Annotated in this window: 20 protein-coding genes; 11 read left to right on the top strand and 9 right to left on the bottom strand. The window is 31.3% G+C overall.

Going from position 1 to position 25,533, the window contains the following annotated elements:
• Positions 1-743 (top strand): IS3 family transposase (locus tag ABD816_RS21455; RefSeq protein WP_344930911.1); only part of this gene is annotated, 743 nt, incomplete at its 5' end.
• Positions 744-758: 15 nt separating this feature from the next.
• On the opposite strand, the gene ABD816_RS21450 is transcribed toward ABD816_RS21455, so the two are convergent.
• From ABD816_RS21450 to ABD816_RS21430, 5 genes are all read right to left on the bottom strand, one after another.
• Complete coding sequence (locus ABD816_RS21450) at positions 759-905, bottom strand: hypothetical protein (protein WP_344930910.1); 147 nt, start codon at positions 903-905, stop codon at positions 759-761.
• Between the two features lie 72 nt (positions 906-977).
• The gene (locus ABD816_RS21445) at positions 978-1,658 is read right to left on the bottom strand and encodes a YiiX family permuted papain-like enzyme (RefSeq protein ID WP_344930909.1); all 681 of its coding nucleotides are present in this window, start codon (positions 1,656-1,658) and stop codon (positions 978-980) included.
• A gap of 125 nt (positions 1,659-1,783) precedes the next feature.
• On the bottom strand, positions 1,784-2,551 hold the full coding sequence (locus tag ABD816_RS21440; protein ID WP_344930907.1) for a DUF1963 domain-containing protein: 768 nt from the start codon (positions 2,549-2,551) through the stop codon (positions 1,784-1,786).
• A 71-nt stretch (positions 2,552-2,622) separates the two neighbouring features.
• Positions 2,623-3,723, bottom strand: a complete 1,101-nt coding sequence (locus ABD816_RS21435) for a DUF1266 domain-containing protein (RefSeq protein ID WP_344930906.1) — start codon at positions 3,721-3,723, stop codon at positions 2,623-2,625.
• An 11-nt stretch (positions 3,724-3,734) separates the two neighbouring features.
• Positions 3,735-4,475 carry a hypothetical protein gene (locus ABD816_RS21430; protein WP_344930905.1) on the bottom strand — a complete coding sequence of 247 codons (741 nt, stop codon included), beginning with the start codon at positions 4,473-4,475 and terminating at the stop codon, positions 3,735-3,737.
• A gap of 204 nt (positions 4,476-4,679) precedes the next feature.
• On the opposite strand from ABD816_RS21430, the gene ABD816_RS21425 reads away from it, so the two are divergent.
• The 5 genes from ABD816_RS21425 (at position 4,680) to ABD816_RS21405 (ending at position 9,677) form a co-directional block, all read left to right on the top strand.
• Positions 4,680-6,032 carry a tetratricopeptide repeat protein gene (locus ABD816_RS21425; RefSeq protein WP_344930904.1) on the top strand — a complete coding sequence of 451 codons (1,353 nt, stop codon included), beginning with the start codon at positions 4,680-4,682 and terminating at the stop codon, positions 6,030-6,032.
• A 97-nt stretch (positions 6,033-6,129) separates the two neighbouring features.
• Entirely contained in the window at positions 6,130-6,630 is a 501-nt protein-coding gene (locus tag ABD816_RS21420) for a hypothetical protein (protein WP_344930903.1), read from the top strand.
• Entirely contained in the window at positions 6,627-6,830 is a 204-nt protein-coding gene (locus tag ABD816_RS21415) for a hypothetical protein (RefSeq protein WP_344930902.1), read from the top strand. The genes ABD816_RS21420 and ABD816_RS21415 overlap by 4 nt, the downstream gene beginning before the upstream one ends.
• Positions 6,831-7,162: 332 nt before the next feature.
• Positions 7,163-7,726, top strand: a complete 564-nt coding sequence (locus ABD816_RS21410; RefSeq protein WP_344930901.1) for a DUF6985 domain-containing protein — start codon at positions 7,163-7,165, stop codon at positions 7,724-7,726.
• A gap of 736 nt (positions 7,727-8,462) precedes the next feature.
• Positions 8,463-9,677 (top strand): hypothetical protein, encoded by a 1,215-nt coding sequence (locus ABD816_RS21405; RefSeq protein WP_344930900.1) that lies wholly within the window; start codon positions 8,463-8,465, stop codon positions 9,675-9,677.
• A 265-nt stretch (positions 9,678-9,942) separates the two neighbouring features.
• Here ABD816_RS21405 and ABD816_RS21400 read toward each other — a convergent pair whose 3' ends face one another.
• From ABD816_RS21400 to ABD816_RS21385, 4 genes are all read right to left on the bottom strand, one after another.
• On the bottom strand, positions 9,943-11,409 hold the full coding sequence (locus tag ABD816_RS21400; protein WP_344930899.1) for a lipopolysaccharide biosynthesis protein: 1,467 nt from the start codon (positions 11,407-11,409) through the stop codon (positions 9,943-9,945).
• An 89-nt stretch (positions 11,410-11,498) separates the two neighbouring features.
• Positions 11,499-12,788, bottom strand: a complete 1,290-nt coding sequence (locus tag ABD816_RS21395; protein WP_344930897.1) for a glycosyltransferase family 4 protein — start codon at positions 12,786-12,788, stop codon at positions 11,499-11,501.
• Between the two features lie 6 nt (positions 12,789-12,794).
• The gene (locus ABD816_RS21390; RefSeq protein ID WP_344930895.1) at positions 12,795-15,233 is read right to left on the bottom strand and encodes a YfhO family protein; all 2,439 of its coding nucleotides are present in this window, start codon (positions 15,231-15,233) and stop codon (positions 12,795-12,797) included.
• A 194-nt stretch (positions 15,234-15,427) separates the two neighbouring features.
• Positions 15,428-15,697 (bottom strand): DUF4834 family protein, encoded by a 270-nt coding sequence (locus ABD816_RS21385; protein WP_344930894.1) that lies wholly within the window; start codon positions 15,695-15,697, stop codon positions 15,428-15,430.
• Between the two features lie 100 nt (positions 15,698-15,797).
• On the opposite strand from ABD816_RS21385, the gene ABD816_RS21380 reads away from it, so the two are divergent.
• The 5 genes from ABD816_RS21380 (at position 15,798) to ABD816_RS21360 (ending at position 25,367) form a co-directional block, all read left to right on the top strand.
• The gene (locus ABD816_RS21380; protein WP_344930892.1) at positions 15,798-17,399 is read left to right on the top strand and encodes a transporter; all 1,602 of its coding nucleotides are present in this window, start codon (positions 15,798-15,800) and stop codon (positions 17,397-17,399) included.
• A gap of 568 nt (positions 17,400-17,967) precedes the next feature.
• Positions 17,968-18,675: a FadR/GntR family transcriptional regulator gene (locus ABD816_RS21375; protein ID WP_344930891.1), complete on the top strand. Its 708-nt coding sequence runs from the start codon at positions 17,968-17,970 to the stop codon at positions 18,673-18,675.
• A gap of 282 nt (positions 18,676-18,957) precedes the next feature.
• Positions 18,958-22,017, top strand: a complete 3,060-nt coding sequence (locus ABD816_RS21370) for a SusC/RagA family TonB-linked outer membrane protein (RefSeq protein ID WP_344930890.1) — start codon at positions 18,958-18,960, stop codon at positions 22,015-22,017.
• A 66-nt stretch (positions 22,018-22,083) separates the two neighbouring features.
• Positions 22,084-23,616 carry a RagB/SusD family nutrient uptake outer membrane protein gene (locus tag ABD816_RS21365; protein ID WP_344930889.1) on the top strand — a complete coding sequence of 511 codons (1,533 nt, stop codon included), beginning with the start codon at positions 22,084-22,086 and terminating at the stop codon, positions 23,614-23,616.
• Positions 23,617-24,245: 629 nt separating this feature from the next.
• Positions 24,246-25,367 (top strand): GTP cyclohydrolase, encoded by a 1,122-nt coding sequence (locus ABD816_RS21360; RefSeq protein WP_344930887.1) that lies wholly within the window; start codon positions 24,246-24,248, stop codon positions 25,365-25,367.
• Positions 25,368-25,533: the final 166 nt, after the last annotated feature.

Here is a 25,533-nt window from a genome sequence, read left to right as displayed (position 1 = left end):
AACCTAAAGGCGAGAGTCTATTAAATTTAAAGTTGATGAAAGAGATCGATAGGTACTTTTTAGAACATCCCTATTATGGCGTAGAGCGTATGACCGATTATCTTAATTTAGATTTAGGATATCGTGTCAATATCAAGAGAATCCGAAGGCTCTATAAACTAATGGGGCTTCAAACCATTTATAGTAAACCAAAAACAACTATTAGAGATAAAACGAATTATGTTTATCCATATCTATTGAAAAACATTCAGATTGATCACCCTAATCAGGTTTGGCAAACCGATATTACTTATATCCCTATGTTTCGTGGATTTATGTATATGGCTGCTATCATTGATGTACACAGCCGAAAAATATTGAACTGGAGTGTTTCTAATTCAATGAGTGCAGAATGGTGTACCGAATTATTAAATAATACTGTTGAGCAATATGGAACCCCTAAAATCCATAATTCAGATCAAGGTTCGCAATATACAAGTGATCTATATATAACTGCTCTAAAAAAGCACCAGATACAAATCTCAATGGACGGGAAAGGCAGAGCTCTTGATAATATATACATAGAACGGTTTTGGAAATCACTAAAATATGAGAAAATATATCTCAATCCCCCTAATGGTGGATTAGATTTATATCAAAAAGTAAAAGAATATATTGAGTTTTACAACACCAAAAGAAGACATACTGAAATCGGAAAAGTACCTCCAAATCAAATATTTTATCAAAAACAAATGGCTTCTTAGAAATTAAAAATATCTTTATCCTGTCCTAAGCATTGGGAGTATCATATACATAACCTCTATTCTTTTAATTTGATCTTTTGATAATCCTTCTTGTAAAGTTTCATAATAAGCTGGTCTCATTTTTCTCAAATAAGTATCTAATATCGCTAAGTCCTTTTCCATAATATCAGTATAAACTATAAAAAATCTCTTTTTTTAATTTGTACTACGCATTAACGCTTTCACTCTACAACCTCAATTAGAAGTGATTACCCCTATTTTTTTTGATTTAAACATACGATCTGGTGTAATGATTAACTCCTCCATTGGAATAGTATTTCCATATCTTTCTTTTAATTTAGTTCTTACTGTTTCACTGGATAAATTAAGATCTTTTATTCTTTCTAACTGTCCAATTTCTACATCAAAAGTTTCTTTATAGATTTTCCAAACTAACTCAGAACAATAAATTCGATCATTTGACCATTCGAATTTTAGGTCATATTCTTTTCCTAAATATTTCTCCCCGATCATTTTCATTTTTTTTATACCTTCTTTAGTCAAAAATTTGCTACTTTGATTCCATCTTTTAACTACAAATTTTTTGTTTTCACCTCTTGCAATCCATATATGTAAGGGAGTCAATTGGACAGATTTAGCTGCCTCATAGACAAAAAAGTCCTGCCCTTCTTTATAAATTATTCCTACATGAGAATATTTAGAATCCGTGGCAATTTGTATTGCTAAACTTTGATTCGATAAAGATGTCTGAAAAATTAAATCCCCATGCTTCAATTCACGTTCCTGAGTTTTATAAGAGACTTTTTTATCCTTATCAGTATATTGAATTTTAACGGATTCAATCCATAGTGAGCGATTTATAAAAATTCCTACTCCGATTAGTAAACTTACTTGTAATATGTATTTGTTAAACATTTTACCCTTTTTCATTTTTCTATATAGAAATACATTTTCAATTAAATCTGAGAATATATTCTTGCATAAACCTCACTACATAAAGTAAATCTCTGCCAGCTTTTGATACTTTCGGTCATAAAATACTAATGACCAGCCCAGACAAAACCAAATTCATTTTCATTATCTATACTTTGGGTTAAGTGACCAATGCCTCCATCACCAAATCCATATCCAAGATTATCGTGAGCAGCTAATTGAAAAATAACTTGCATCTGAGTATTCGTTTTTCTGTCAAATGGATATACCGCGCCCTGTATCCAATATGGCCATCCATAAAGTTTATCCTTACGAATAGGCAATGTAATCCCGCGCTCATCCAGAATATCGCTTATATCATCGTATACAAGTTTATCAATGCCAAGTACATTGTATTCTTCTGGATGAGGATATTCATAATGCGTTTCCCAACTGGTGATTACTTTTTCTCTAAATAACTTATCTATATTAGGTTTCACCTTAACAGGTGCACCTTGAACCTCAATTTTACGTATCGTTTTATTTTGATCAAAAGCACCAAACATATTTTCGCATTCTCCCTCACCGGACGTACAATAAAACAATTGTAACAATCCTTCTTGTTCATTTTTAGGTAATTTACTGAGGTCTAATTGCAAAAAAAGATCTTGATTTTTACTGCAGATAGGACAAACAGGCCAATCTTTCTCATTACGCAAATAAGGTAACCCGCCTATTTTGGATTCACTGGAAAACCTTAGTTTTACCTCTTCTGTAACAGGTAAAAAAGTCATACGTCTAAAAGGATCTAATTTTTTCTTAAAAGTATATAAATCCTGAATCAATGTGGCAAAATCATCTTCTTTAGATTTATTTTTATTCGTTTCTGTTTCCATGATTTTTTTTACTAAAGTTACAGGTTTTCTATGGTGTCCTATACATTTACACAAAAGATATACCTAGTTAGTTATTTTCTAAATCCAATTGAATTGTTGTTGATATTTTTTTGTTGATCCAGATATTCCTTAAAGTTAGATTCCATAATCGCAGGCAACTCTATAAATTCTGATCGAGTCCATGCCAGGTGACGTAAAGGCCAATCACAATGTTTGTCAAAATAACACCATCGATCTATTCGTTCTGAAGTAGTTTTAAAATCATTACTCCAATAGGCATTACCTAATCGATAGTTATTATAAAAATCCTCATGACTATCGAACAGATAATAGATCAGTCCTGATGCTCTCAAAATTTCTTTCCATGCTTCTTCTTCTGTTATATAACCTGCCATAAATGCATCTCTACTCATAGGGATTACACGCCATAAATCAAAACCCCAGATAAATTGCTTAGGTTTATTATGACTAGATATATTAGTGTTACAAATATATTTTTCTGATTTTTTTATCAAACCAGAAAGGCGACTTATCATATTTGTTGCGACATCTGATAGCATTTCGCTAGCAAAAAACTGAGAATGCATACCATCAAATAATTGTCCTACCATATCATAAAAATGCTTTTTATGAAGGATACCCCAATTTTCATTCAATAACTGTTGTGCTAATTTTTCTGTTTCAATATCAAATGTTTTAGGTTTAAACTTTTTTCCTTGTAATCTTATACTTGTTGGCATATATTCTAATGTCTCTGACCAATTCCCAAAATAAAAAACATTGACTAAATTAAGACGTAATGCCATTTTTTGTTCTGTATTTAACGGATATACGTTTCCTAGCTCATAATACATTAACTGTTCTTTTACACTTACCTCTCGCTGTTTGTTTAGAAATACGTACAAGAAAACTAAAGCTGCGCAGACACCAAATATTATAAATAAAAAGTCAGTTTCTAATAAGTATTGAAACGACATCCCATCATCTTGACGAGGCATATTTACGACCTCATAAACCCCCATAATTATTACTAAAAGAAAGAATATAGTTACGATACCAATAATTGAAATAAGAATTTGAACTCCGGGTTCTAAATATTGATATGCTTTCAAAAAAGAGTCTTTTTTCACAGGATATTCACGATGTAAAGGGCTGTTTTGAAGTAATTCCATAAATAAGAAAACTATTTTGCAGTAATTTTATAATTTTTAGTTTCATTACTAATCACCTGACATTCAAATACATTTTTTCTGTCTGATGAAATAATGCTAATTTTCTGTTTATTTTCTCTTGCATTAAATTTACCAGTTAAAATAGTTGTAGTAAAATTGTTATGTTCTGCATCAAAAGTTTCAAAAGTTAATCCTCCTAACCTAGTGCTTGTGGTATAACTAATGATACTATCTTCTGGAACTACAGATATTATTTTTATCCATCCATGTAACATCTTAGGTGTCTTATTCTCATCTATAATTTGACGTATTGATCCGTAATACTTATCACCCACTTTTGGTATGGCAACAAATTCCTCAAAATTTAATTTTTGCCGTGGTGCGAAAAAATATAATATGTAAAAAATAGAAGCACCAGCAGCTAAAACACCAATACTAGCAAAAGAAAATAAAATTTTTCCAAGTAAAGAATATTTTTTACCCGCATCAGGGACAAGATAATCCTTTGCATATTGCTCAGCACTTTTTTTCATTTCGTGCGTCCAATCTCGCTTTGGTATTTCTCTACCATCAATTTGCAAATAGAAAACAACAATAGGCTTCTTTTTTATATTCTGAATTATGGCTGTAGTTATAATACGCTTATATAAGCCCACTGTCATAGGCTCATTAACATCACTATATGGAGAAACTAACCTACTCCCAAACTCTTTATAACACTCTTTTCTTTCTGTAACTGTTATTATTGGCATAATAATGCATTAAATTAATAATCCTTGTATCTGTGATATATTTTCAATTCACAATACATCAATGCATCATTTTGACACATAATTCATAAACCAAATATCTAAAACATGAAGCATATAAGAGTTCCAATTTATAAAATGGTACATATAGTTTTTAGAACTTTTGTAAATTGATCATCAAATATTATTAGCATATTTATATTACTAATGAAATACAAATTCTTTTTACTACTTTTTTTTCTCTCTACAGGAAGTGTAATCTTTGCCTGTTTTTGGGATTACGATACCGTGGAGATGGAACGGCAACGGTTCCCTAACATCATAGAATTATTATCTGGAAATTTTTTAAGACACTCTCAGGAATATCATTTTTGGCGTATCAAAGATAGAGAAGAGAAGCTACAAACAAACTCGGATAGTCTTTCATTAATGGATGATTTAGCTGTTTCCTATTCCAAAACGGGAAATGATAAACAGGCTATAAAGATTGGTCACTCGCAACTATTAATACAACCTAACAGATATGAAACACTTGCCAATTTAGGAACCTTTTATATCCATAATGGTGACTTAGCATCCGGTATTACTTATATTGATCGAGCAATTGATGTGAATCCCAATGCTCATTTTGGTAGAGAAATTTATCAACGACACCTGGCAGCATATGTTTTTTCTAAAAAAGTGAATGGTAAAATTCCACTGCCTCTTGCATCAAAATTTCAGAAAAACCCTGAAGCACTCCCCAATCCTAAACAATTAGATAACTTTTATACCTTTTTATTAAATAAACATTTAGACACAATTAATAGTATTGAAGATGAAAAATTTGAAATCCCATCTGATAAGAGATCTAATATGCTTCCTCATAAAAAACTCAAAGAAGCAATTATTGGTATTATGGGAATGATGAAATTCGGGAATACGGATTCTCCTATTCTGGCTGAAGTACTAGGCGATTTATTAATGGCTACAGGTTGGAAAGATGGGGCTAGACAATTAGCCGCAAGAGCATATCTAAAAGCATCATATGACTGCAAAAATAAACAAGCAGAAAAAGTCTATCGTAAAAGAGTAGAGTATGTATTGTTTCATCAGTACACAAAGAAACGCGGAAGTCAATTTACTATCAAAGATTTAGAAGCTATGTATCAAGAAGAACGGATACTCGGTCAAAAATTTTTTAATCGTATAAAAAATGATGAAATCAAATGGATTGCGCAAGGTAAACAACCTGAAATAGAATTTGGCAAAAAATACTACTCAGAACCAGTACTGGGAGAACGAATCCAAAAAGCATCTGCAAAATGGCGTAATAACCACGAATATTTAACTGATACTCTGGTAGGAACAACAGTAAATTATAGAACCGAAAATAAAAACAATAAAATATCTAACGCTAAGGCGAAAGAAACAGTTGACTCCTTACTACATAATAATCAATCTATTCCTGTAAAGAACCCCAAGGTTATGCCTAAATCATCAAATAGCTGGTTTTTTTATGTTATAGGTATCATTCTTCTTATTGGATTAAGTGTAGCAATCAGAAAAAAACTAAAGTAAAGATACCTTAAGAGGAAGTGCCAAATTATATCCATAAACAATTTTCAGAAATATAATAGGTGTATGTATCATGTTTAATAAAATTAATAAGTCGTAAATGAATCAACAAGAAAAAAAATATGCATATCAAAGTAGCTGGACTGGTATCATTCTGGGGTTATTATTATTTGGTGCGACTGCGATTCTTTTTTTAACGAAAGCTGTTTACAATAAAAAAGGAGTTGTAATCAATAGAGTTATTGAATTATCAGAAATGGGTGCCACCATTTTCTACTGGATACTTTTTACGGCAAGCCTTTTATTTGTTATTGCTAGTATTATTGGGATATACTTTAAGCTTCATCAAACAGAATTTCTTGTATTGAATGAAGAGTCTATACTTATTCCACCAGTAGGCTTAAAAAGACAAAAAACTAACATTAAATATGGCGATATTATATCTCTAAACGAAACTAAAGTAAGTAATAATATTATTTTAACTATCAAATATAATGGTGGTAAGCGTGCAATTTTAAGTAATTTATTAGAAAGTAAATCAGAATATCAAAATATTAAATCATATATAATACATAAAACAGGTAGTCCAGCAATCTCATGAGAAAAACACTTTTATTCTTAACAACATTAATTATATTTCTTACATCCTGTAATTTTGATACTCCAGAAAATTACTTTGACAGTATCACATTAAATACTAATTCATTTGGATTAATAGGTTCTAAAGATATCGCTATAATGAAAGAGTCAAAAAAAGCTAAATCTTTAAAAGTTTTTATAAATGGTGTGAATAATCTGTAGATTGTTATGCAACCTATATAAGAACTGTCAAAATCACTCGTGTTAATGAACATATAGAAAAAGTTGAAAAATTAAAAATTACAGAAGTAACTAAGAATTTAATAATACTTCTCTGAAGGTTTATAAACAGGTATAATCAATTTATGAGCATGGATATATTAAAATCGCAAGACTTATGGATTCTCAAGCTCCTTCTGATGAAGTTGATGCAGTGCAGCCATTAAGGAACTATAAAATTCACTTATAATATATGATTTCAAATTAAATACTCTTATGGAAATAGCAATTCGTAATGCTGAAGAAAATGGAATCAAGCACACCTATTAATAGATATGAAATTACAACATTTAGGGCTTTTAAAACAAAATACAGAAGATTGGCCTTTGGAAAAGGATTGGATTACAGAAACCCCTGTATCAATTCCTCTTTTTCCTGATGTTAAAGTACCCTTTATGGTTGATCATTCTGATTATGGAGGAATATACAATCAGAAACAAACAGATAATGCTATTCAAAATTTATTTGAGTACTCTGAAAGTCTTAAAAAAGAAATAGAGCAAACCACTTATACACAATGGATAGATTTTAATAATGCAGTAGGATATCTGGAAACTCTAAAGGTTTACAAATCTGCTAATGATGCTCCAAAGTGGATGACAAGCGCCATCAAACAAATGGAACCTCTTATACATCTTACATCTCAAGAAAAAATTTGGGAACATATTTTTCTTTATGAAGTTGTCATCACAAAAGACAGATACCTCAATGATAAAGATATTTATGTTAAGTTATTAATGAATTGTAGATGGGCAGAAGAGCACGGATTACAAATCATTCTTAAAAATGGAAATAAATTAGTTAGAGTAAGTGAAATAGACGGAAATCTATTTGACTAGTAAAACTATACTATATCAAAATCTATGAATTTTAGAACAATAATTAAAATTTAATATTAAAAGAAGAAAAAGCTTAAAACAATTGTTTGATGAGTTTCTAAAAAAATGAAATTCCTAAGGCTAGCATACTCAATAATTCCTTTTGAAGAAAATACAGAAATGGATAATTCCATAGAAAAAGAATTCAACAACTTAGTTTCCAAAAAAAGGTCAATACACAACAGAAATTAGTAAACTCTTAGAACTAGAACCGAATACTGAATTAGCACTATAAAATTGTCTATAGCGATCTTAACAGATATTGATTGAGCAGTTTACAATGATTTTATGGATTCTAATCCTTTTTGCCAAGGGTTTGAAAATCATTTTACAATCTGGAAATCTAAATAAAATGTATTATTTCTTTCCATTCAGAATGAAGGTGAAGATATGTTATATCAAATCAATCCAGGAGGATTATCTACAGAGAAATATAAAGAAGTTTTACAAGCACATAATACGATGATCGCAATTCAGCAAAAAAGAATTAGGTAAAAAGGTATCGTTAAAAAAAATACCTGATAAATCAATTATACTAAAAAAAATAAATTAACTATCTAAAAAACAATAATTTAAATCAAAAAATAAATTTAAAATGATGCTACATTCTTTATAGTTATAATTTTTGGCACGCTGCTTGATAGTAGTTAAGAGAGTAACGAAATTGAACTTCTTTACTTTTTTAAAACCAAAGATTATGAAAAATTTAATTATACTTTTTACTGGTTTATTAGTGGCATCATTTTCTGCTAATGCATTTGATAAGACAGAAACATCTACTAATTATGCTTACAATAATGGGCAGTCTTTTATTTTTAATGAAAATGGCGTAGAATTCTCTGTATATGCAGATGGTCAATTTGATTTTTATGTAAACCCTCAGAGAACCTCAGGAGTAAGTGTTAACATTAACCGTCCAGGAGTAAATATAAGTTTTAATTCAGGATACAATTATGATGCTTATGTACAATATGATGATTATGGGGCAGTAGTACAGATCGAAAATGTTCCTGTATTCTACGATTATTATGGTAGAATAAGTCAAGCTGGAGATGTTTATATTAATTATAACAACTTCGGAAGAGTAGCACAAGTAGGTGGATTATATGTGAACTATAACAGATATGGTAATTTTGTAAACTATACAGGCTATATTAATAACTATAACAGACGTTATGTATACAGACCTTTTCATGCATATTTTACAATTCCGTTAGCTACTAGATGTATTGTATATAATAGACCTTATAGAAGATTTTATACACCATATAGAGCCTCTTTTACCGTATTTAGAAACAATTACCATAATGGATTTTATGCACAACCTTATAGAAACCGTACCTATTACAGACCTAATAGTCGAGTAACCAATTTTAACAGAGGAACTAGAGTAAATACAGCAAGAAATCTAGCATATAGAAATCGTAATCAGAGAACTGCGATGTATAAAAGAAATGATCGTAACTATAGTACTGCCAGAAACAGATCTAATAATGTATCGAGAAACAATAGAGTTGCTCCTACAACAAGATCAAGAGCAGTGACTAGAAGTACACCAGCAAAAGTGAATACACGTTCTACAAGTAGATCAACAGCGTCTAGAACTAGTGCACGAACAGGTCAAAATACTAGAAATACAGTAGCGAACCGTTCTAATACAAATAGAAAAAATGTAGTAAGTAATAGAACAGCAACTAAACAAAGAGCTACTACAACTAGATCTAATGCTAATAAGACTAATAGAGCAACTACATCTAGAAACACATCAAAACGTTCTAATAATACTGGAGTTACAAGTAGAGGAACAACTTCTTCTAAAGCTAGAGCTGCATCGCAAAAAAGAAGCACTTCTTCTAGTAGAAAAGCAAGTTCTAATAATTCAAGATCAACTTCTGCAAGAAGTAGAAGTTAAAATATAAAAACAAGAAGAAATTAATTTTTTGGTTGGTTAGTTGGAAAATCCCCCAGAGTTGTATGCCATAGGCACCTCGGGGGATTTTCTTTTTAGTATATCTTATTCTAATGTCTACCTTTATTGTAAACTAAAAAATGTAATATTTTTTTTAGGCACTACAAGCTATTTAGCTTACATAGCATAGCTATTAAAATTAACGACAATAAAGAATAATAAAAGGAAGATTATATGAGTCTATTTTTTTGATCTCACTTCATACTATTTATCCAATTTCAGACTTCTTAAATAAACTGGTAACGATATTTGTAATATCTGGTGACACATTAAACCAAATAATTAAACCCAAATATCCACCACTAATACATATACTTTTGATACTAATATTTAATAGAGGATGAAAGCTAAAATCCCAAAAATAAAAACCCATCACAAAACACACAATTAATAAAAATATTAGCAAAGTACCCTTAGAAAAAGGATGCATGCCAAATTTACGCTGCACTATCGATAGCTTAGATAAATTATAGCAACATACTGCTACAAAAGTTGCAATTGCTGCTCCCATAACACCAAAATATGGGATACATATCCAATTTAATACAAAAGCGATAAACGCCATTGCCATTCCAATTACTAATACAATTCTATAATAATCAGAACTGTATAAAATCGCATTATTCGTACCTAGTAAATTATCAAACAATTTAGCACAACCAATTAATATGACTACCCATATAAATAATTCATACGTATCAGGAATCAACATAAAAAGTTCCTGCACGTTACAGATGATCAATACAAATAACAATCCACTTACAGTAAAAAGGGTTAATGAACTTTTCTTATATAAAATGCTCAATTCATTAATTTTTTTCTCATTAATCAGCTTTGCTGTTAATGGGTACGTAATTTGATGCATAGCACGAGACGGGATAATAATCACACTGGCTATATAGGCACATATTCCATATTTGGCAACATTCTCTATCGGTAAAAAGCGTTCGATCATAGTCTTATCCATATCAATTAATAAAGAAGCTACAGATCCTGCAATTACGATTAATGAAGAATATTTAAGAATTGAAATATAGTTAGTAGGTAATGTAATGCTAAGTACAAATTCATGTAATCTCAATGCGTATACTATCATAATAAACAATCGAATACAATATACACCTACAATCGCGTATACAAATTGACTTACTGTTAGTATTTCCAGATATACTCCACACAATAGGATCATGGTACATATGCGTAAAAAGAGTTCCTTCATAATATTTCCAAAAACACTTTTCAATTTTACCTTTGCCCACGCAAAGAAAATTTCAAAATAAGAAAGCGTGATCGCCAATACAAAGATTGTCCATGCATAGGACTGTATAATCTCATTTTCTTTTCCAAAAAAATCAAGAATATACCCGTAAGAAACCCATCCTATAGTTCCTACAATTAATGCGATACAAAATGGTATAACTAACATCATCGTTAGAAAACGATTCTGTTCCTGTGAGTTTGTATACGATGAATAAAACTTTACTACTGTATTATGAACTCCAAAAGCCATTAATGGCCATATCAGATTAGAAGCAGATAATAAATAGGACACCAACCCATAATACTCTTTATCGAGAAAATTCGTAAACAAAAACAACGTATTAACAGCACCAATCCCAAAACCAATACAGGTTACGATCAAATTTCTGATAGATTGATTAAGTACGATTCCCATGTATCTATTTAATATTTAGTGTAGAGTATCAAACACAAAAGTTTTAATTAAATTTTGATCAAGTTTACTACTAGCCATAATAAGGTACACTAAAAATTTATAGTTTTTTTTAATACCTCAGACAATTCTCTAGTGAGTTCCCTCCTACTATATTTTTCTATTCCTGTTGTACTAACTAAAAGTTCTTTTTGTTTAAATTTTTGAAAATAATCAAGAAGCTGCTTTTTTAATTGATCGTACTCATGATACTCAAAAAATCTACCAGTGTTTGTTTCCTCTATTAACTTCGAAATATCAGCACCCTTGGGTCCAATAGCTAAAATAGGTCTTTTAGCAACCATATACTCAAAAATTTTACCCGGAATAATACATCGTGTTTCCGGACTGTCTATTTCTATTAGCAGTAATAACTGAGAACTACTTTGTATACGAATAGCGTCCTGATGAGAAACATATCCTGAAAGATCCAGGAAATCAGATAATCCGGCTTCCTTTATAGAAAACAATACATCTTCACTAACCGCACCTACCAGTTGTAAACGAAAGAATGTGGCAAAATCAGTAGATTCCTGTACGAGATTTTGTAACACTCTCCACAATTGTTTTGGGTTTCGTCCGGATAATAAGGAGCCAATATGAGAAATTGTGAAGTTTTGATCTAAAGGTGTATTTGCCATCACTTCATGATCATACCCATTTGTAATCACTGATATTGGCCGTTTCGTTATTTCTCTAAATTCTATTTTAGTAGTAAAGCTGGTTACTAAAAGTTGATCAGCAGATTGCAACACTTCTTTTTCCATTCTTTGATGCATCATCTTAGAACGATTAGAAAGTTTAAGTTGTTTGTGATATCCTATGGTAGTCCAGGGATCTCTAAAATCAGCTACCCATTTTATAGGTAACTGGTTTTTTAACTCTTTACCGATTAGATGCACACTATGAGGTGGACCTGTCGTTATTATGGTATGGATTTCATTGTCGACAATGTAGCCTTTCAAATACTTCACAGAAGGTTGTATCCAAAATTTACGTGCATCCGGTATAAAAAAATTACCTCGTATATATAGTAACATACGCTGTATAAGAGATTGTTTACCTTTTTTAGGAATTATTCCTTTACTAATTGTTTTTGTTTCTTTTTTAGCGAATAGATTAGCAAAACGATATGGTTCAAAAATAGGCTGTTTAAGTATTGTAATTCCTTCAGGTATTTCAGATACTAAAGAAGAGTCTTCTAAGGGATATGTAGGGTTTTCTGGAATATACACTATTGGTTCTATACCAAATTCCTTCAAGTATTTCACAAAATTAAGCCACCGTTGTACTCCGGGACCTCCTGCAGGTGGCCAATAATATGTAATAAGTAATACTTTCAAAACCTATTATAATTCATCATTCTGAGAAACCGAATTGTGTTTTTTATATTCTATAAACATAGCTCCTATAAGAAGTATTAAGAATAAAACAGAACTACCTAATGTGATTGAACTACCTGTCTTTACAACTTGCGGTTCGAATTTAAATTCTATCGTATGTTTTCCTAAAGGGACTTTAAGACCTCTTAATAAATAATTCACAGGATAAATAGGTTCTGATTCTCCATCAATATAAGCGTTCCACCCATGTTCATAATAGGTTTCAGAAAAAACAAGAAACCCTGGTTTAGAGGCATATACATTATATGCCAGATGATCCGGTGTTGTTTTAGAAATAGCAACGGTAGAAAGACTATCTTTTACAGGATCAAAAGCCCCTAACTCAGTTTTATAATCAATTCTTATAACTGCAGTTTTCTTTGTGTTTATTGTACTTAAAGCTTCAAATTCTTCTTTATAATCATCTACAAATTGCAGTTCTTCTACAAACCATGCAGCTCCATTAGCTGATGGGTTTTTCTGAACATCTAGTTGCCGTTTTTCATTCTGTTGAATTACATACTTTATATTCAACATATTAACAACCTCTAGATTTCCTTTTTCAATGTGGCCATAATAAACGTCTTCCATTCTTCTAGGTTTAACCGCAGAATATCCATTAATTGTATTAAAAAAATATGTTGTGTGAGAATTCATATATCCTCTAGCTTGATCAAATACTCGAAAATAAGTTTTATCTTTAAGAATTTCAGTATCTACCGCTGTTGGTTGGAAATAGTTTTTATACTCACGCTTAGAAATAAAATCATCTTTATTCACACTACGTCTATCAACAGATACTAAATCCGCTAGTATTAAGACTCCTAGACAGGCTAATGCGATATTCTGTGATAACTTTTTCTTTAACACAAACCATAAGACACTCCCCGTTAATAAAATAAAGATTAAAGACCGTAATGTATCACTTTTCATGATTGTAATTCGATCCTCTTTTATGGAATCAAAAATAATAGGTTGTTTCAAAGCTAGTTCAACATCTGATAGCGATTTAAAACTAAACAGACTACCTCCAAATAACCAGAAAATAATACATAATCCTCCAAATACACCCAAAGAGATCAAAAACTTCTTTTTTCTTTCTGCTAAAGAAATTTTCTCGTCAAATAATTTATAAATTCCAAAAACAGCTGCTATGGGCACTAGTAATTCCAAAAGCACCTGTATACTAGAAACTGCTCTAAACTTATTATATAATGGAATATGTTCAATAAAAAAACGAGTTAGAAACTCCAAATTTTTACCCCAACTTAATGTAAGCGATAATATCATTCCTGAAATTAACCACCATCGCAATCTTCCTTTTACCAGTAATAATCCCAATAACGCAAGAAAAACTACGGTTATTCCAAGGTACGGAGGTGCCTCTACAAAAGGCTGGTCACCCCAGTATAGTCCAGTTACATCAGCATAGTATTTTGCTTCTTCTCTTGGCTGTCCTATTTCAATTAGTTTTTGATAAAAGGCAGAATCTGTTCCCAAATCAGAAGCTCTCCCTAAACCCATTAGTTTAGGAATAAAAAGATTAAGAGATTCTAATTTACCATAACTATATTGTGTTATATAATCATAATCTAATCCATTTTTCTCTGAAGAAGACGCAGTCTCTTCTGCTAATAGATTTTTTCCACGAATACTAGTTTCTGCATATTCTGAAGTTGCAAGTAATGTTGTAGCATTTGTAGCCAGTCCTAATAATGCAGCAACTAACAACAAACAAGATGCTTTGAAAAAATGTTTGAGTTCTTTTTTTAATAAAGCATCTATAAAATAGACAATTCCAAATACAAATGCTAATAAGCCCAGATAATAGGTCATCTGGTAATGATTTGCCTGTATCTCTAATCCCATAGCTAATGCGGTCAATATGAATCCCCAGATATAACGTTTCTGATACACCAATAAAATCCCTGCCAGCACTAGTGGAAAATAAGCAATTGCATGCGCTTTAGAATTATGCCCAACTCCTATTATTATAATTAGATAGGATGAAAAACCAAAAGCCAATGCCCCCAAGATCGCAAATTTCCATGGGACTCGCATTACTAATAATAATATATAAAAAGACAACAGATATAAAAACAAATAATCAGCTGGTCTGGGTAAAAATCGGATCATTCGATCCAGTTTATCCATATAATCATGAGGAAATTTTGCTCCTAATTGGTAAGTAGGCATACCTCCATAAGGTGAATTATTCCAATAGGTTTCCTCTCCTGTAGCTTCACGGTGATCATTTTGTTGCTTCACCATACTCTGGTAATGTTTTATATCGTTTTGATATAGCATCTTGCCGCTTAAAACCGGATTAAAATAAGCAAGAGAAGCTATAATAAAACCTATAATTACAAGTAAATGTGGTAAAAATCTTTTAAGGAAAGGCATCATGTAGTAAGCAATTTTTTGAACAAGTCTTATATTATGTAATTATTGAGTAACCAAAAACGATAGCTTTTATTTTCCACTATACACATTTTTGATACAATCTTTAGGAATAAATCAATAAAGACAACATTCAAAAATAAAGCATTAATAATAAAATAGGGAATCAAATATACGCTTAAGGCGACTAAAGTGCCAAATTAGTCAATTTCCTCAAAATCGACGTACTCTCCGATATCTTTATTACCGGATTTTTTAGTTGACTTTTTTTCAATGGTAACTTCATCCTTAGGTGATGAATCAGGTTGTTGATATCGATTAAATTGCTGCTTAAATTTTTCTCCAGCTTTCTTTGTTACATATTTAAGCAATAGAGGACCAAATAAACGCGTTAGTATCTTTAATCCGTAATATATTAATAATAGAATGAGAATTACCTTCAATACCCCTATAAAAGAAGCTTCTTGCATATTATTTTTTTTCAAAAATAGGAAACTCTCCATACAAATAGATGAGGTCATTCCTAAAAAAATGATAAAATCTGCTATATTTGACCTAAATCTATTAAATATGCGTCCTAAATCAATGCTACTTTTGGCTAGCCTTTTCCTACTTGGGCTATCTACATCGGCACAGTATACCGAGAAAATTAATTCTAACAGACCTGGTACTTCTCAGGGTGCATTCTCTGTAGGAAATAATGTATTACAAATCGAAAGTGGTTTAGGTTTTGGAAAAGAAAAGCATGAGCTATTAAAAACTAAAAGTAATGTATTTGGATTTGACTATGCCATAAGATATGGTCTGTTAATAGAACAGCTGGAAATACGTTTAAATGGTCGTTTTAGAAGTGAAGGTGTTAGACAAACCATTGGAGGCAATGAAGAAAAGATAAGACGTACCGATTTTGAGTATAATACAATAGGTGCAAAATATCTTATTTATGACCCTTATAAAAGACCTAAAGAAGATTCTATAAACCTAAATAGTTGGAAAGATCAACACCGTTTTAAATGGAAAAGCTTAATTCCTGCAGTTTCCGCATATGTAGGTATGAATTATGTAAGCCCTGATAACCCTTTTACTTTTGAAGGAGATCCTACTATTAGCCCTAAGTTTGTAGTAATGACACAAAACAATTGGTATAATAGCAATGCCGGTAGTTGGGTCTTAGTCACTAATTTTATTGTTGATAAAATAACCACCGATGTTCCTACCTTTGGATGGTTCGTAACTACAACACATACTATTAACGAAAAATGGGCAATATTTGGTGAATACCAAGGACAAAAAAGTGATTTTTACAGTGACAACATTATACGATTAGGTGCTGCTTATTTATTTAATAATGACTTACAAATTGATGCTAATATTGCTACTAATTTTAAAGATACACCATCCATATTTACTGCTAGTTTTGGAGCGTCCTACAGGTTTGACTGGCATAAAAAAGATGAGATTTTAGAACAAGCTGGATTAGAAAGTGGAATTGAAGAAAATGAAAATGAAAACGAAGGCGAAGGTGAAGACGAAGATGGTGAAGGTATAAATATCGATGAAAGAGGTGAAGAAATAGAAAATGACAGTCTGAAACTAGAACAAACTCCATTTATCAATCAATTTGAAGATGATAGTATGAGAGAAGAAATGGAGCAAGATTTAGATGAACGAAGAACTGCAGAACGTCTGGAACGAGAGCGTATAGAGCAAGAAAAACTGGATAAAAAGAGTGATAAAAAGTTTCAGAAAGAAGAACGCAGAAGACTGAAGAGAGAAGCAAAAGAAGCAAAAGAAGCAGAAAAAGCTCAAATCAAAGCTGAAAAAGAAAAACAAAAAATGATTGAAGATATCGATGCAGAACTTGATAAAATGGAACAAGAAGAAGGACTGGACGATGAACTTCAAAAAATTGATGAAGAACTTAAAAAATTAGAAGATCTCGATGTTCAAATTTCTGCACAAGAAGAAAAAGAAAAAATAGAGGTTCAGAAAGAAGAAGAGGAAGAAGATATTGACGCTGCGTATGACAAACTCAAAGAGGAACAGGAAAAAGCAGATAAAGAAGAAGAAAAACGCAGAAAGAAAGAAGAGAAACAACGTTTAAAAGAGGAGAAGAAAAGACAAAAAGAAGAAGAAAAACGAAAAAAAGCTGAAGAAAAAGCAGATGGTTAATTAATAAACCACCACAAATAAAGTAAGCGAATCAACAGAAATAAGATTCTTCTTTTATACATGGTAGTGTCCAAAAACTGTGTAAACTGAAATTATGGATACTGTCCTGTTTTATATGTTCGATTAAATTTTTAATATTACAGCTATATAATAATTTATAAAAATCCTCATATAAAGAATTTTTTATTTTTTATAATCAACTCACTATAAACATTAAAAGTTACCAAAAAGATGGTTTTTATCAAAAGACCATCTTTTTTTGTGAATTATTCTACTAAAACTCTACTATTCTACTCAGAACAAATAAACAGTTTTAACCTTTCATTTTGAAATTATATTAAACTTTGTACAAACTTTTGTAAATATCGATAATCACAAATTTTAAATACTTCTTTGAAATAAAATCAAAATAAATAATAAACGAATACTATTTACCTAAATCTAAGAATGTCAATAGTAATTTAACTTTTTATTGCATTTTATTTGATATTTTAACATTATAAGTGCGTAAGTTAAAATAAATCTCTTATATTTGGTCAACCACTCTGGTTAACCAGTCAAAAAAAATATGAGAATTAACCTAAACACCAACCAGTTACCTCCTAAAGATGGGGTAGAAACGGTGATAGCAAAAATTAGAGATTTAATAAATACCCGGCAATTAGAACCTGGAGATAAATTACCATCGGAAAGAGCATTATCAGAAAAATTTGATGCTAGCAGAAGTCAGTTACGATTGGCTATACAAAAGCTTGAATTTTATGGATTGGTCAAAAAATCGCCTAAAAGTGGAACCTTTGTTTCAAAAATGGGTGTTGGCGCGCTCAATTCTATGATAGCCAATATTCTGCATCTTCAAACCCCGGATTTTAGATGTTTAATAGAGACTCGATTGATTTTAGAAACAAGAGCAGTTCGATTAGCAGCTGAACGAAGAACGGATAAGCAGTTATATCAAATTCAACAAGCTCATGAATTATATATAGAAAAAACAATTAAAGACAATGAAGATGGAATAAACGAAGACCTTTTGTTTCATTTAAAACTTGCAGAAGCCAGTTGTAATAGCGTGATCAATTCTCTAATGCTTGTTTTGACTCCAGAGATAATTACTAATTATGTTGCAAAAAAGATGTTTGACAGTACTAATTTCGCTAAGTTAATTAAAGAGCATCAAAATATTGTGGACGCTATAAAAAATAAAGATCCTGATGAAGCTACATTAAGTTTAAAAGTACATTTCAAAGACCTATATAATTACTGTAAAACTAATTAAAACAAGATGCCTATGTAAATCATATTTTATAATAAAAAGGACAGGTAAGACCGAACCTTTTAATTATTCTATAATTACTTCAGTAAGAGGGAGAAGTTCATTAAAAAGAATAATAGCGGATACGTACTTAATCATACTTAATAATAAAATAACATAGTTATAGATATAGCAAAAACATTTTATTATCAACGTATTAAGTATTCGAATTACACACAAGTTTCGTATAGTCAAGTAAACTATATACTTATGTCTAAACAAAATTAAACAATGAAACAATTACACATGAAAAAACTTTTAATTATAGCAGTGGCTTTATTATGTCAATTTACAATGCATGCTCAAGATAGTTATGCAGTAAGTGGTACTGTAGTCTCTGCTGACAATAGTCAACCTATTCCAGGAGTAAGTGTCCTGGTTGTAGGAACTTCTACAGGGGCAGCCACAGACTTTGATGGTAAATATACCATCAACGTATCTTCTGGAGATGTTTTACAATTCTCTTATATTGGTTTTGCAACGCAAACCGTGAACATTACTAATCAAACAACAATTGATATTTCATTGGCTTTAGATAACGCCCTAGAAGAGATCGTTGTAGTAGGATATGGATCTAGAAGAAAAAGTGATATAACAGGTTCCGTATCTTCAGTAAAATCAGAAGAATTAAATGCATTTCCCGTTTTAGATGCCGCACAAGCGCTTCAGGGACGTGCAGCTGGTGTAGTGGTTCAATCAAATAATGGTGGCGAACCAGGTGCACCTATCAATATAAAAATAAGAGGAAACACTTCTATTAATGCAAGTAGTTCTCCACTTATAGTAGTTGATGGTTTTGTAGGAGCATCCTTTCCGCAGGCAAATGACATTGAATCCATGGAAATTTTAAAAGATGCGTCAGCAACTGCAATATATGGATCCAGAGGATCAAATGGAGTTGTTCTTGTGACTACAAAGAAAGGTAAAAGTGGTAAGCTATCGGTTGAATTCAACACAACATATGCTGTTCAAAACACTTCAAATAGAATAGATTTATTAAATGCTGATGAATTTGCAGCTTATCAAAATGATGTAAGAACTAATGTTGCTATAACAAACAATGAAGTAGCTATACCATACTCTCAAGGACCTGCAAATACTGATTGGCAAGATTTAATTTATAAATCAGGTAGCACTGTCAATCATCAACTTTCGTTTTCAGGAGGATCGGATAAAATTAATTTTTATGCTTCTGCCAATTATTTTAAACAAAATGGAATTATAATAAATTCTGATTTTGAAAGATTGACTTTCTTGTCTAATGTTGATGCTCAAGTAAGTGATAAGTTAAAATTAGGATTAAATCTTTTCGGTAGCAGAGGGACTAAGAATGGAGCTACTACTCAGTCAGATGGTTCAGTTTCTGGAGGCGCAGATGATGTTATAACATTAGCAATGAGATACGCTCCGGATCAACCAATATTTGAAAATGATCTTAGTTATAACTTTGGTAATACTGTTGGAGATCCAGTGGATAATCCTTTTGCTGTTGCAACAGAAAGAATAGATGAGACTAAGACCGATAATTTTAGAGCAAATTTTTATGCAAATTATGACATTTTTAAAAACCTTGCTTTTAAAACAACCCTAGGTTTTAGTACTGAAAATGAGAACAGAGGTATTTATCTTCCTTCGGTTTTACAACAAACAGCAGGAGGTATTGCTGGAAGAGCTATAGTTGAATACGATAAAGAGACTAGTGTCTTGAGTGAAAATTACTTAACCTACAAAAACAAAATTGGAAAAGGTGATTTAACGTTATTAGCAGGAATCTCATATCAAAATACAGTTTCTGAAAATTTTTATTCTGAAGCCACAGGTTTCCTTTCAGACGCTTTTTCTTTCTATGCTTTAGGATCTGCAACTACAATATTACAACCTGATTCATCTATCCAGGAAGTAGTAATTAAATCACAATTCGGAAGAGTTAATTACGATTATGATGATAGATATTTATTAACAGCTACTGTAAGAAGAGATGGTGCATCAAACTTTGCTGAAAATGAGAAATATGCTATTTTCCCTTCAGCAGCCTTGGGTTGGAGAATTTCAAATGAAAAATTCCTTATAGATAGTGAAACTTTGTCTAATTTAAAATTGAGGGCAAGTTATGGTCTTACTGGAAACCCTTCAATAGGGGCTTATGAATCTTTAGCAAGGTTTGAACCATTGTATGCTTCAAATAATGGTGAGACCGTAAGTGCTATTACTCCTGAACAACCTCAAAATCCTAATCTGAAATGGGAAACATCTTATCAAACAAACATTGGTTTAGATTTAGGCTTTTTAAGTAATAAAATTTCTCTTTCTGTAGATTATTATAATATTGATACTAAAGATTTAATTTTAACAGATAATAGTATAACAGAATATTTAGGATATACCGGTGATGATATTTTGGCAAATGTTGGAGAGATTAATAATGAAGGATTAGAAATTTCTATAAATACAAGAAATATAACTACTGATAATTTTAGTTGGACCACAGATTTCAACTTAGCTTTTAACAAAAATAAAGTAGTAAGTTTAGTTAATGATGCAGATTTATTTTTTGATGCAACTCCAAGTTATTTTAGTCACGACAGAAGTTATGTTCTAAGAGAAGGTGAAGAAGTTGGTCTTTTTTGGGGGTATGAATATGTAGGTGTATATCAAGGAGGTGATTTACCACAAGGAACGGCTACTTTAGCTGGAGCTGTAGCAGGTGACCCATTATTTAAAGATATTGCAGATGAAGATGGTAATTTTGACAGCACAGTTACTGAAGCTGATAGAACAACTATAGGTAACCCAAATCCAGATTATACTTTTGGTTTTTCCAATAACTTTAGTTATAAAAATTGGGATTTAAGTATCTTTTTCCAAGGATCTCAAGGTGGAGAAATTTTTAATCTTACAAACGTACAGTTGTTTAATGGAGATGCTAATACCACTAGTGATTATTATAATAGTGCTTGGACACCTACAAACACTAACACAGATACTCCTCGTGTAGGAAATAACAGTAATAGAGAAATTTCATCTCGTTTTGTAGAAGATGGTAGTTATATTAGACTAAAAAATGTAGCAATTGGTTATAATTTACCATCACAGCTCACTGAAAGAATTGGTATAGAAAATATTAGATTTTCTCTTAGTGCACAAAATTTATTAACTTTTACCGATTATTCTGGCTTAGACCCTGAAGTAAATTACTTTGGATCTGGAGGGGATAATAACACTTCGCAAAACACAGCTCAAGGGTTTGATTTTGGAAATTACCCAACAGTGAGATCTGTAAACTTCAGTGTTAATTGTAAATTTTAATTTACAATTAAATTGTAAATTAAATTGTTAAAATTAATTTTTAATTGTAAATTAAACATTAAAAAAATGAAAATATTTAAAATTTTATTAGTAATGATTGGAATATCCTTAGTAGGATGTTCTGACTTAGAAGAAGAACCTGTAGGTTTATTGTCTCCAGAAGGCTTCTTCCAATCTACGGCTGATATACAAACAGCTGTAGACGGCTCTCTTACACACGCAATAAATGAAAAATTCTGGGGAAGAAAGCTTTCTATTGCTTTAATGTTGCGTTCTGATATGGTAGATCTTGCTTCAGACGAAACTAGAAGAGTGGAGAATAATGAGCTAACTACATTAGCCAGTAATGGAATGATTAGCGAATTTTGGCCAAGAACATATCAAGGAATTGCAGCTGCTAATCAAGCAATTGCAGGAGCGGAAGATGTAGAGGCATCTGAAGATCTAAAAAATCCAGTAATTGCTCAAGCTTATTTTGCAAGAGCTTTTTACTATTTCCATTTAGTAAGGTTGTTCGGTGATATTCCATATGTAGACAAACCTATAACAGACGTACCTTCAGCAGCTTCTATTAGTAAAACACCAGCTGCAGAAGTATATCAAAAAATTATCGATGATTTAGAATATGCAAAAACATGGCTTCCAGACACTCAAACTTCAAGAGCAACGCCATCAAAAGCAGCTGCAAGTTCATATTTAGCATTAGTTTATTTAACCTTAGAAGAATGGCAAAAGGCATACACTGAAGCTACAGAAGTTATCAATAATGCAGGAGCTTACGGATTAGCTTTAGATTCCAATTTCCAAAATTTGTTTAACGCAGATGTAGTGGCAACCTCACCAGAACCAATATTTTCATTAGATTATAATAATGTTGAAGCTGAAGATAATGCCTATGATCAATTAGCTCCAATGACTGGTATTCGAGGAGATGACAGAAACCAAGGAGGTGGATGGTCTGTAGCGAACCCTACATTAGAAGTTTACACAACTTGGGATTCTGGTGATTACAGAAGAGCTGTTAGCTTAGATGATGAAGCATCAATTAATGGTGAAATTGTAGATTACACTAATTTTACAATAAGTGGACATCCATTCGCTAAAAATCGACCATACATTGCTAAGTACACGCGTTATCCAGGAGCTTTTGCTCGGGGAAATGCTAGAGCAACAAGTCATAATTATTCCATGATTCGTTACGCTGAAATTTTGTTAATAGCAGCTGAAGCAGCTGTTGAATTAGGAGATAATGCATCTGCGCTTTCTTACGTTAATCAAGTGAGAGCAAGAGCTAGAATGGGTGGTGCTACAAAAACTGGTGCTGATATTGAAGTAACTATAGCTCCTAGTGCTGTACCGGCAGATTTTACAGGAACTATTACAGTAGCCGATGTACTAGAAGAACGAAGATTAGAACTTGCTTTTGAAGGAAAAAGATGGTATGATATTGCCAGAAGAAAATTAGGGCCAGAAGTTTTTAGTGCATCAGGTTTAGAAGGAGCTAAACCATTTTTCACTTCAGATGATTACTTATTACCTCTACCTGAAGATGAGCTTGAAAGAAATCCTAACTTGTTACCTCAAAATCCTGGTTACTAATTAAAAACTTTAAATATAGCTACTGTTCTTGTCTAATATTACAGGTTTATAGGTTCAAGAACAGTGCTATATTAAAAAATGGTTCTCTATTATGAATTTTAGAAATTAGCGGTATAGTATAAAGACCTGTTTTGAATATGATATATTGAATTAGCCTTTTTTAAATTATATTCAGTTCGTTCTCTATCTTAATGAAACAATTTTTCTTCATTAATTCTACAAATACATACTTACTAATAAAAAAATAAATTATAATAGATGCAATGTAATCAAAATAACGATTATCAAAATCCTGGATACTATAGTTGTGTGTGTAAATAATAAGTAAAATTATTATTGAGTATCCTATTCCACTGATCATTAAATTGATCAGTGGATTTTTTTTACAAAAACCTTCTAACTACTTTAATTAATTTAGTTTTATAATAGCTTATAATTCTTCACACACTTTGTCATTATTAGATTAAATAACAAAGGAGTTTTAGTTAGTTTTAACACGCGTAACTACTCATTCTTTTTTCATCCTCTAAAATCACAAAATTACAGTTCAATATTTCTGTAATTTCAAGCAATAACTGGTATTATATTTAAAAAAGGATTATATATTTGCCACGAACTAGTGTACTTTTATGATTATTATTAAAGAAATTTCATCAACTAAAGAAGACTTAACTACATTTGTTAAGTTTCCTTTTAGATTATATAAAGATTCTCCTTATTATGTTCCTGCAATAATCAAAGAAGAAAGGGAAGTAATGGATCCGTCTAAAAATCCAGTATTTAAGAACGCTGAAGCTAAATATTTTCTTGCATATAAAAATAATAAAGTTGTCGGAAGAATTGCAGCTATAATCAATTGGATTGAGGTTAAAGAACAAAAAAAACCTAAAGTACGTTTTGGATGGTTTGATGTTATAGATGATATAGAGGTTACTAGAGCATTATTACAAAAAGTTAGTGAATTTGGTAAGCAAAATTCGTTAGAATATATGGAAGGTCCTGTAGGCTTCTCTAACATGGACAAAGCAGGAATATTAATTAAAGGCTACGAGGAATTAAACACAATGATAACCTGGTACAACTACCCTTATTACCAACAACATCTTGAGCAATTAGGTTTTCAAGATGCGGCGACCTGGGTAGAGTATAAAATTAAAGTACCTAAAGAAACCAAAGAAAAAGTAATCAAGTTCGCCAAACTTATTAAAGAAAGATACCAACTACAGTTACTTACATTCAAAAAAAGCAAAGACATTCTTGCATATGCCGATGATATGTTTGAGCTACTCAACAAAACTTACAGTAGTTTACAAACATTTGTCCCGATACAGCAATATCAAATTGATATGTATAAGAAAAAGTATTTACCATATCTTAATCCTGAGTACATAACTTGTATAGCAGACAAATCTGGCAAACTAATCGCTTTCTCAATTGTAATGCCATCATTCTCTAAGGCGCTAAAAAAAATGAATGGCAAAATATACCCTTTGAAGTTTTTGCATATCTTAAAAGCACAGCGACGTAATGATACGGCTGCTTTTTATTTAATTGGTATTGACCCAGAGTATCAAAACAAGGGAGTAACCGCTCTTATTTTCAAAGAAATGAATGAAACATTTCTTCGAAATGGTATAGAAATGGTAGAAACCAATCCAGAATTAGAGGAAAACAAAGCGATACAGGCACTTTGGAAAGATTATGAGCATGTACAGCATAAAAAACGAAGAACTTATAGAAAAGACCTTTAATTAATAAAAGGGTAAATAATCGCACTAATTTAATACAAAAAGGTAGTATCTCACCAAGTGTGTAAAGTTTAAAATACGGAGGTCGCGACCTCCGTATTTTATTTTTTATTAACTTTAAATTTTATGCACTTATGAAGAAAGAAGATTTCATTACCGAGGATTTTTT

The sequence above is a fragment of the Aquimarina addita genome (assembly GCF_039539305.1).
Taxonomy (GTDB): domain Bacteria; phylum Bacteroidota; class Bacteroidia; order Flavobacteriales; family Flavobacteriaceae; genus Aquimarina; species Aquimarina addita.
This window is presented reverse-complemented; position numbering and strand designations above follow the sequence as displayed.

Excerpts from the sequence above, each read along its gene's own strand:
- ABD816_RS21445 (WP_344930909.1), bottom strand. The coding sequence starts at position 1,658 with ATGTTTAACAAATACATATTACAAGTAAGTTTACTAATCGGAGTAGGA.
- ABD816_RS21450 (WP_344930910.1), bottom strand. The coding sequence starts at position 905 with ATGGAAAAGGACTTAGCGATATTAGATACTTATTTGAGAAAAATGAGA.
- ABD816_RS21370 (WP_344930890.1), top strand. The coding sequence starts at position 18,958 with ATGAAAAAACTTTTAATTATAGCAGTGGCTTTATTATGTCAATTTACA.
- ABD816_RS21430 (WP_344930905.1), bottom strand. The coding sequence starts at position 4,475 with ATGCCAATAATAACAGTTACAGAAAGAAAAGAGTGTTATAAAGAGTTT.
- ABD816_RS21415 (WP_344930902.1), top strand. The coding sequence starts at position 6,627 with ATGAGAAAAACACTTTTATTCTTAACAACATTAATTATATTTCTTACA.
- ABD816_RS21435 (WP_344930906.1), bottom strand. The coding sequence starts at position 3,723 with ATGGAATTACTTCAAAACAGCCCTTTACATCGTGAATATCCTGTGAAA.
- ABD816_RS21405 (WP_344930900.1), top strand. The coding sequence starts at position 8,463 with ATGAAAAATTTAATTATACTTTTTACTGGTTTATTAGTGGCATCATTT.
- ABD816_RS21390 (WP_344930895.1), bottom strand. The coding sequence starts at position 15,233 with ATGATGCCTTTCCTTAAAAGATTTTTACCACATTTACTTGTAATTATA.
- ABD816_RS21440 (WP_344930907.1), bottom strand. The coding sequence starts at position 2,551 with ATGGAAACAGAAACGAATAAAAATAAATCTAAAGAAGATGATTTTGCC.
- ABD816_RS21425 (WP_344930904.1), top strand. The coding sequence starts at position 4,680 with ATGAAATACAAATTCTTTTTACTACTTTTTTTTCTCTCTACAGGAAGT.
- ABD816_RS21365 (WP_344930889.1), top strand. The coding sequence starts at position 22,084 with ATGAAAATATTTAAAATTTTATTAGTAATGATTGGAATATCCTTAGTA.
- ABD816_RS21385 (WP_344930894.1), bottom strand. The coding sequence starts at position 15,697 with ATGCAAGAAGCTTCTTTTATAGGGGTATTGAAGGTAATTCTCATTCTA.
- ABD816_RS21360 (WP_344930887.1), top strand. The coding sequence starts at position 24,246 with ATGATTATTATTAAAGAAATTTCATCAACTAAAGAAGACTTAACTACA.
- ABD816_RS21410 (WP_344930901.1), top strand. The coding sequence starts at position 7,163 with ATGAAATTACAACATTTAGGGCTTTTAAAACAAAATACAGAAGATTGG.
- ABD816_RS21400 (WP_344930899.1), bottom strand. The coding sequence starts at position 11,409 with ATGGGAATCGTACTTAATCAATCTATCAGAAATTTGATCGTAACCTGT.
- ABD816_RS21420 (WP_344930903.1), top strand. The coding sequence starts at position 6,130 with ATGAATCAACAAGAAAAAAAATATGCATATCAAAGTAGCTGGACTGGT.
- ABD816_RS21380 (WP_344930892.1), top strand. The coding sequence starts at position 15,798 with ATGCGTCCTAAATCAATGCTACTTTTGGCTAGCCTTTTCCTACTTGGG.
- ABD816_RS21375 (WP_344930891.1), top strand. The coding sequence starts at position 17,968 with ATGAGAATTAACCTAAACACCAACCAGTTACCTCCTAAAGATGGGGTA.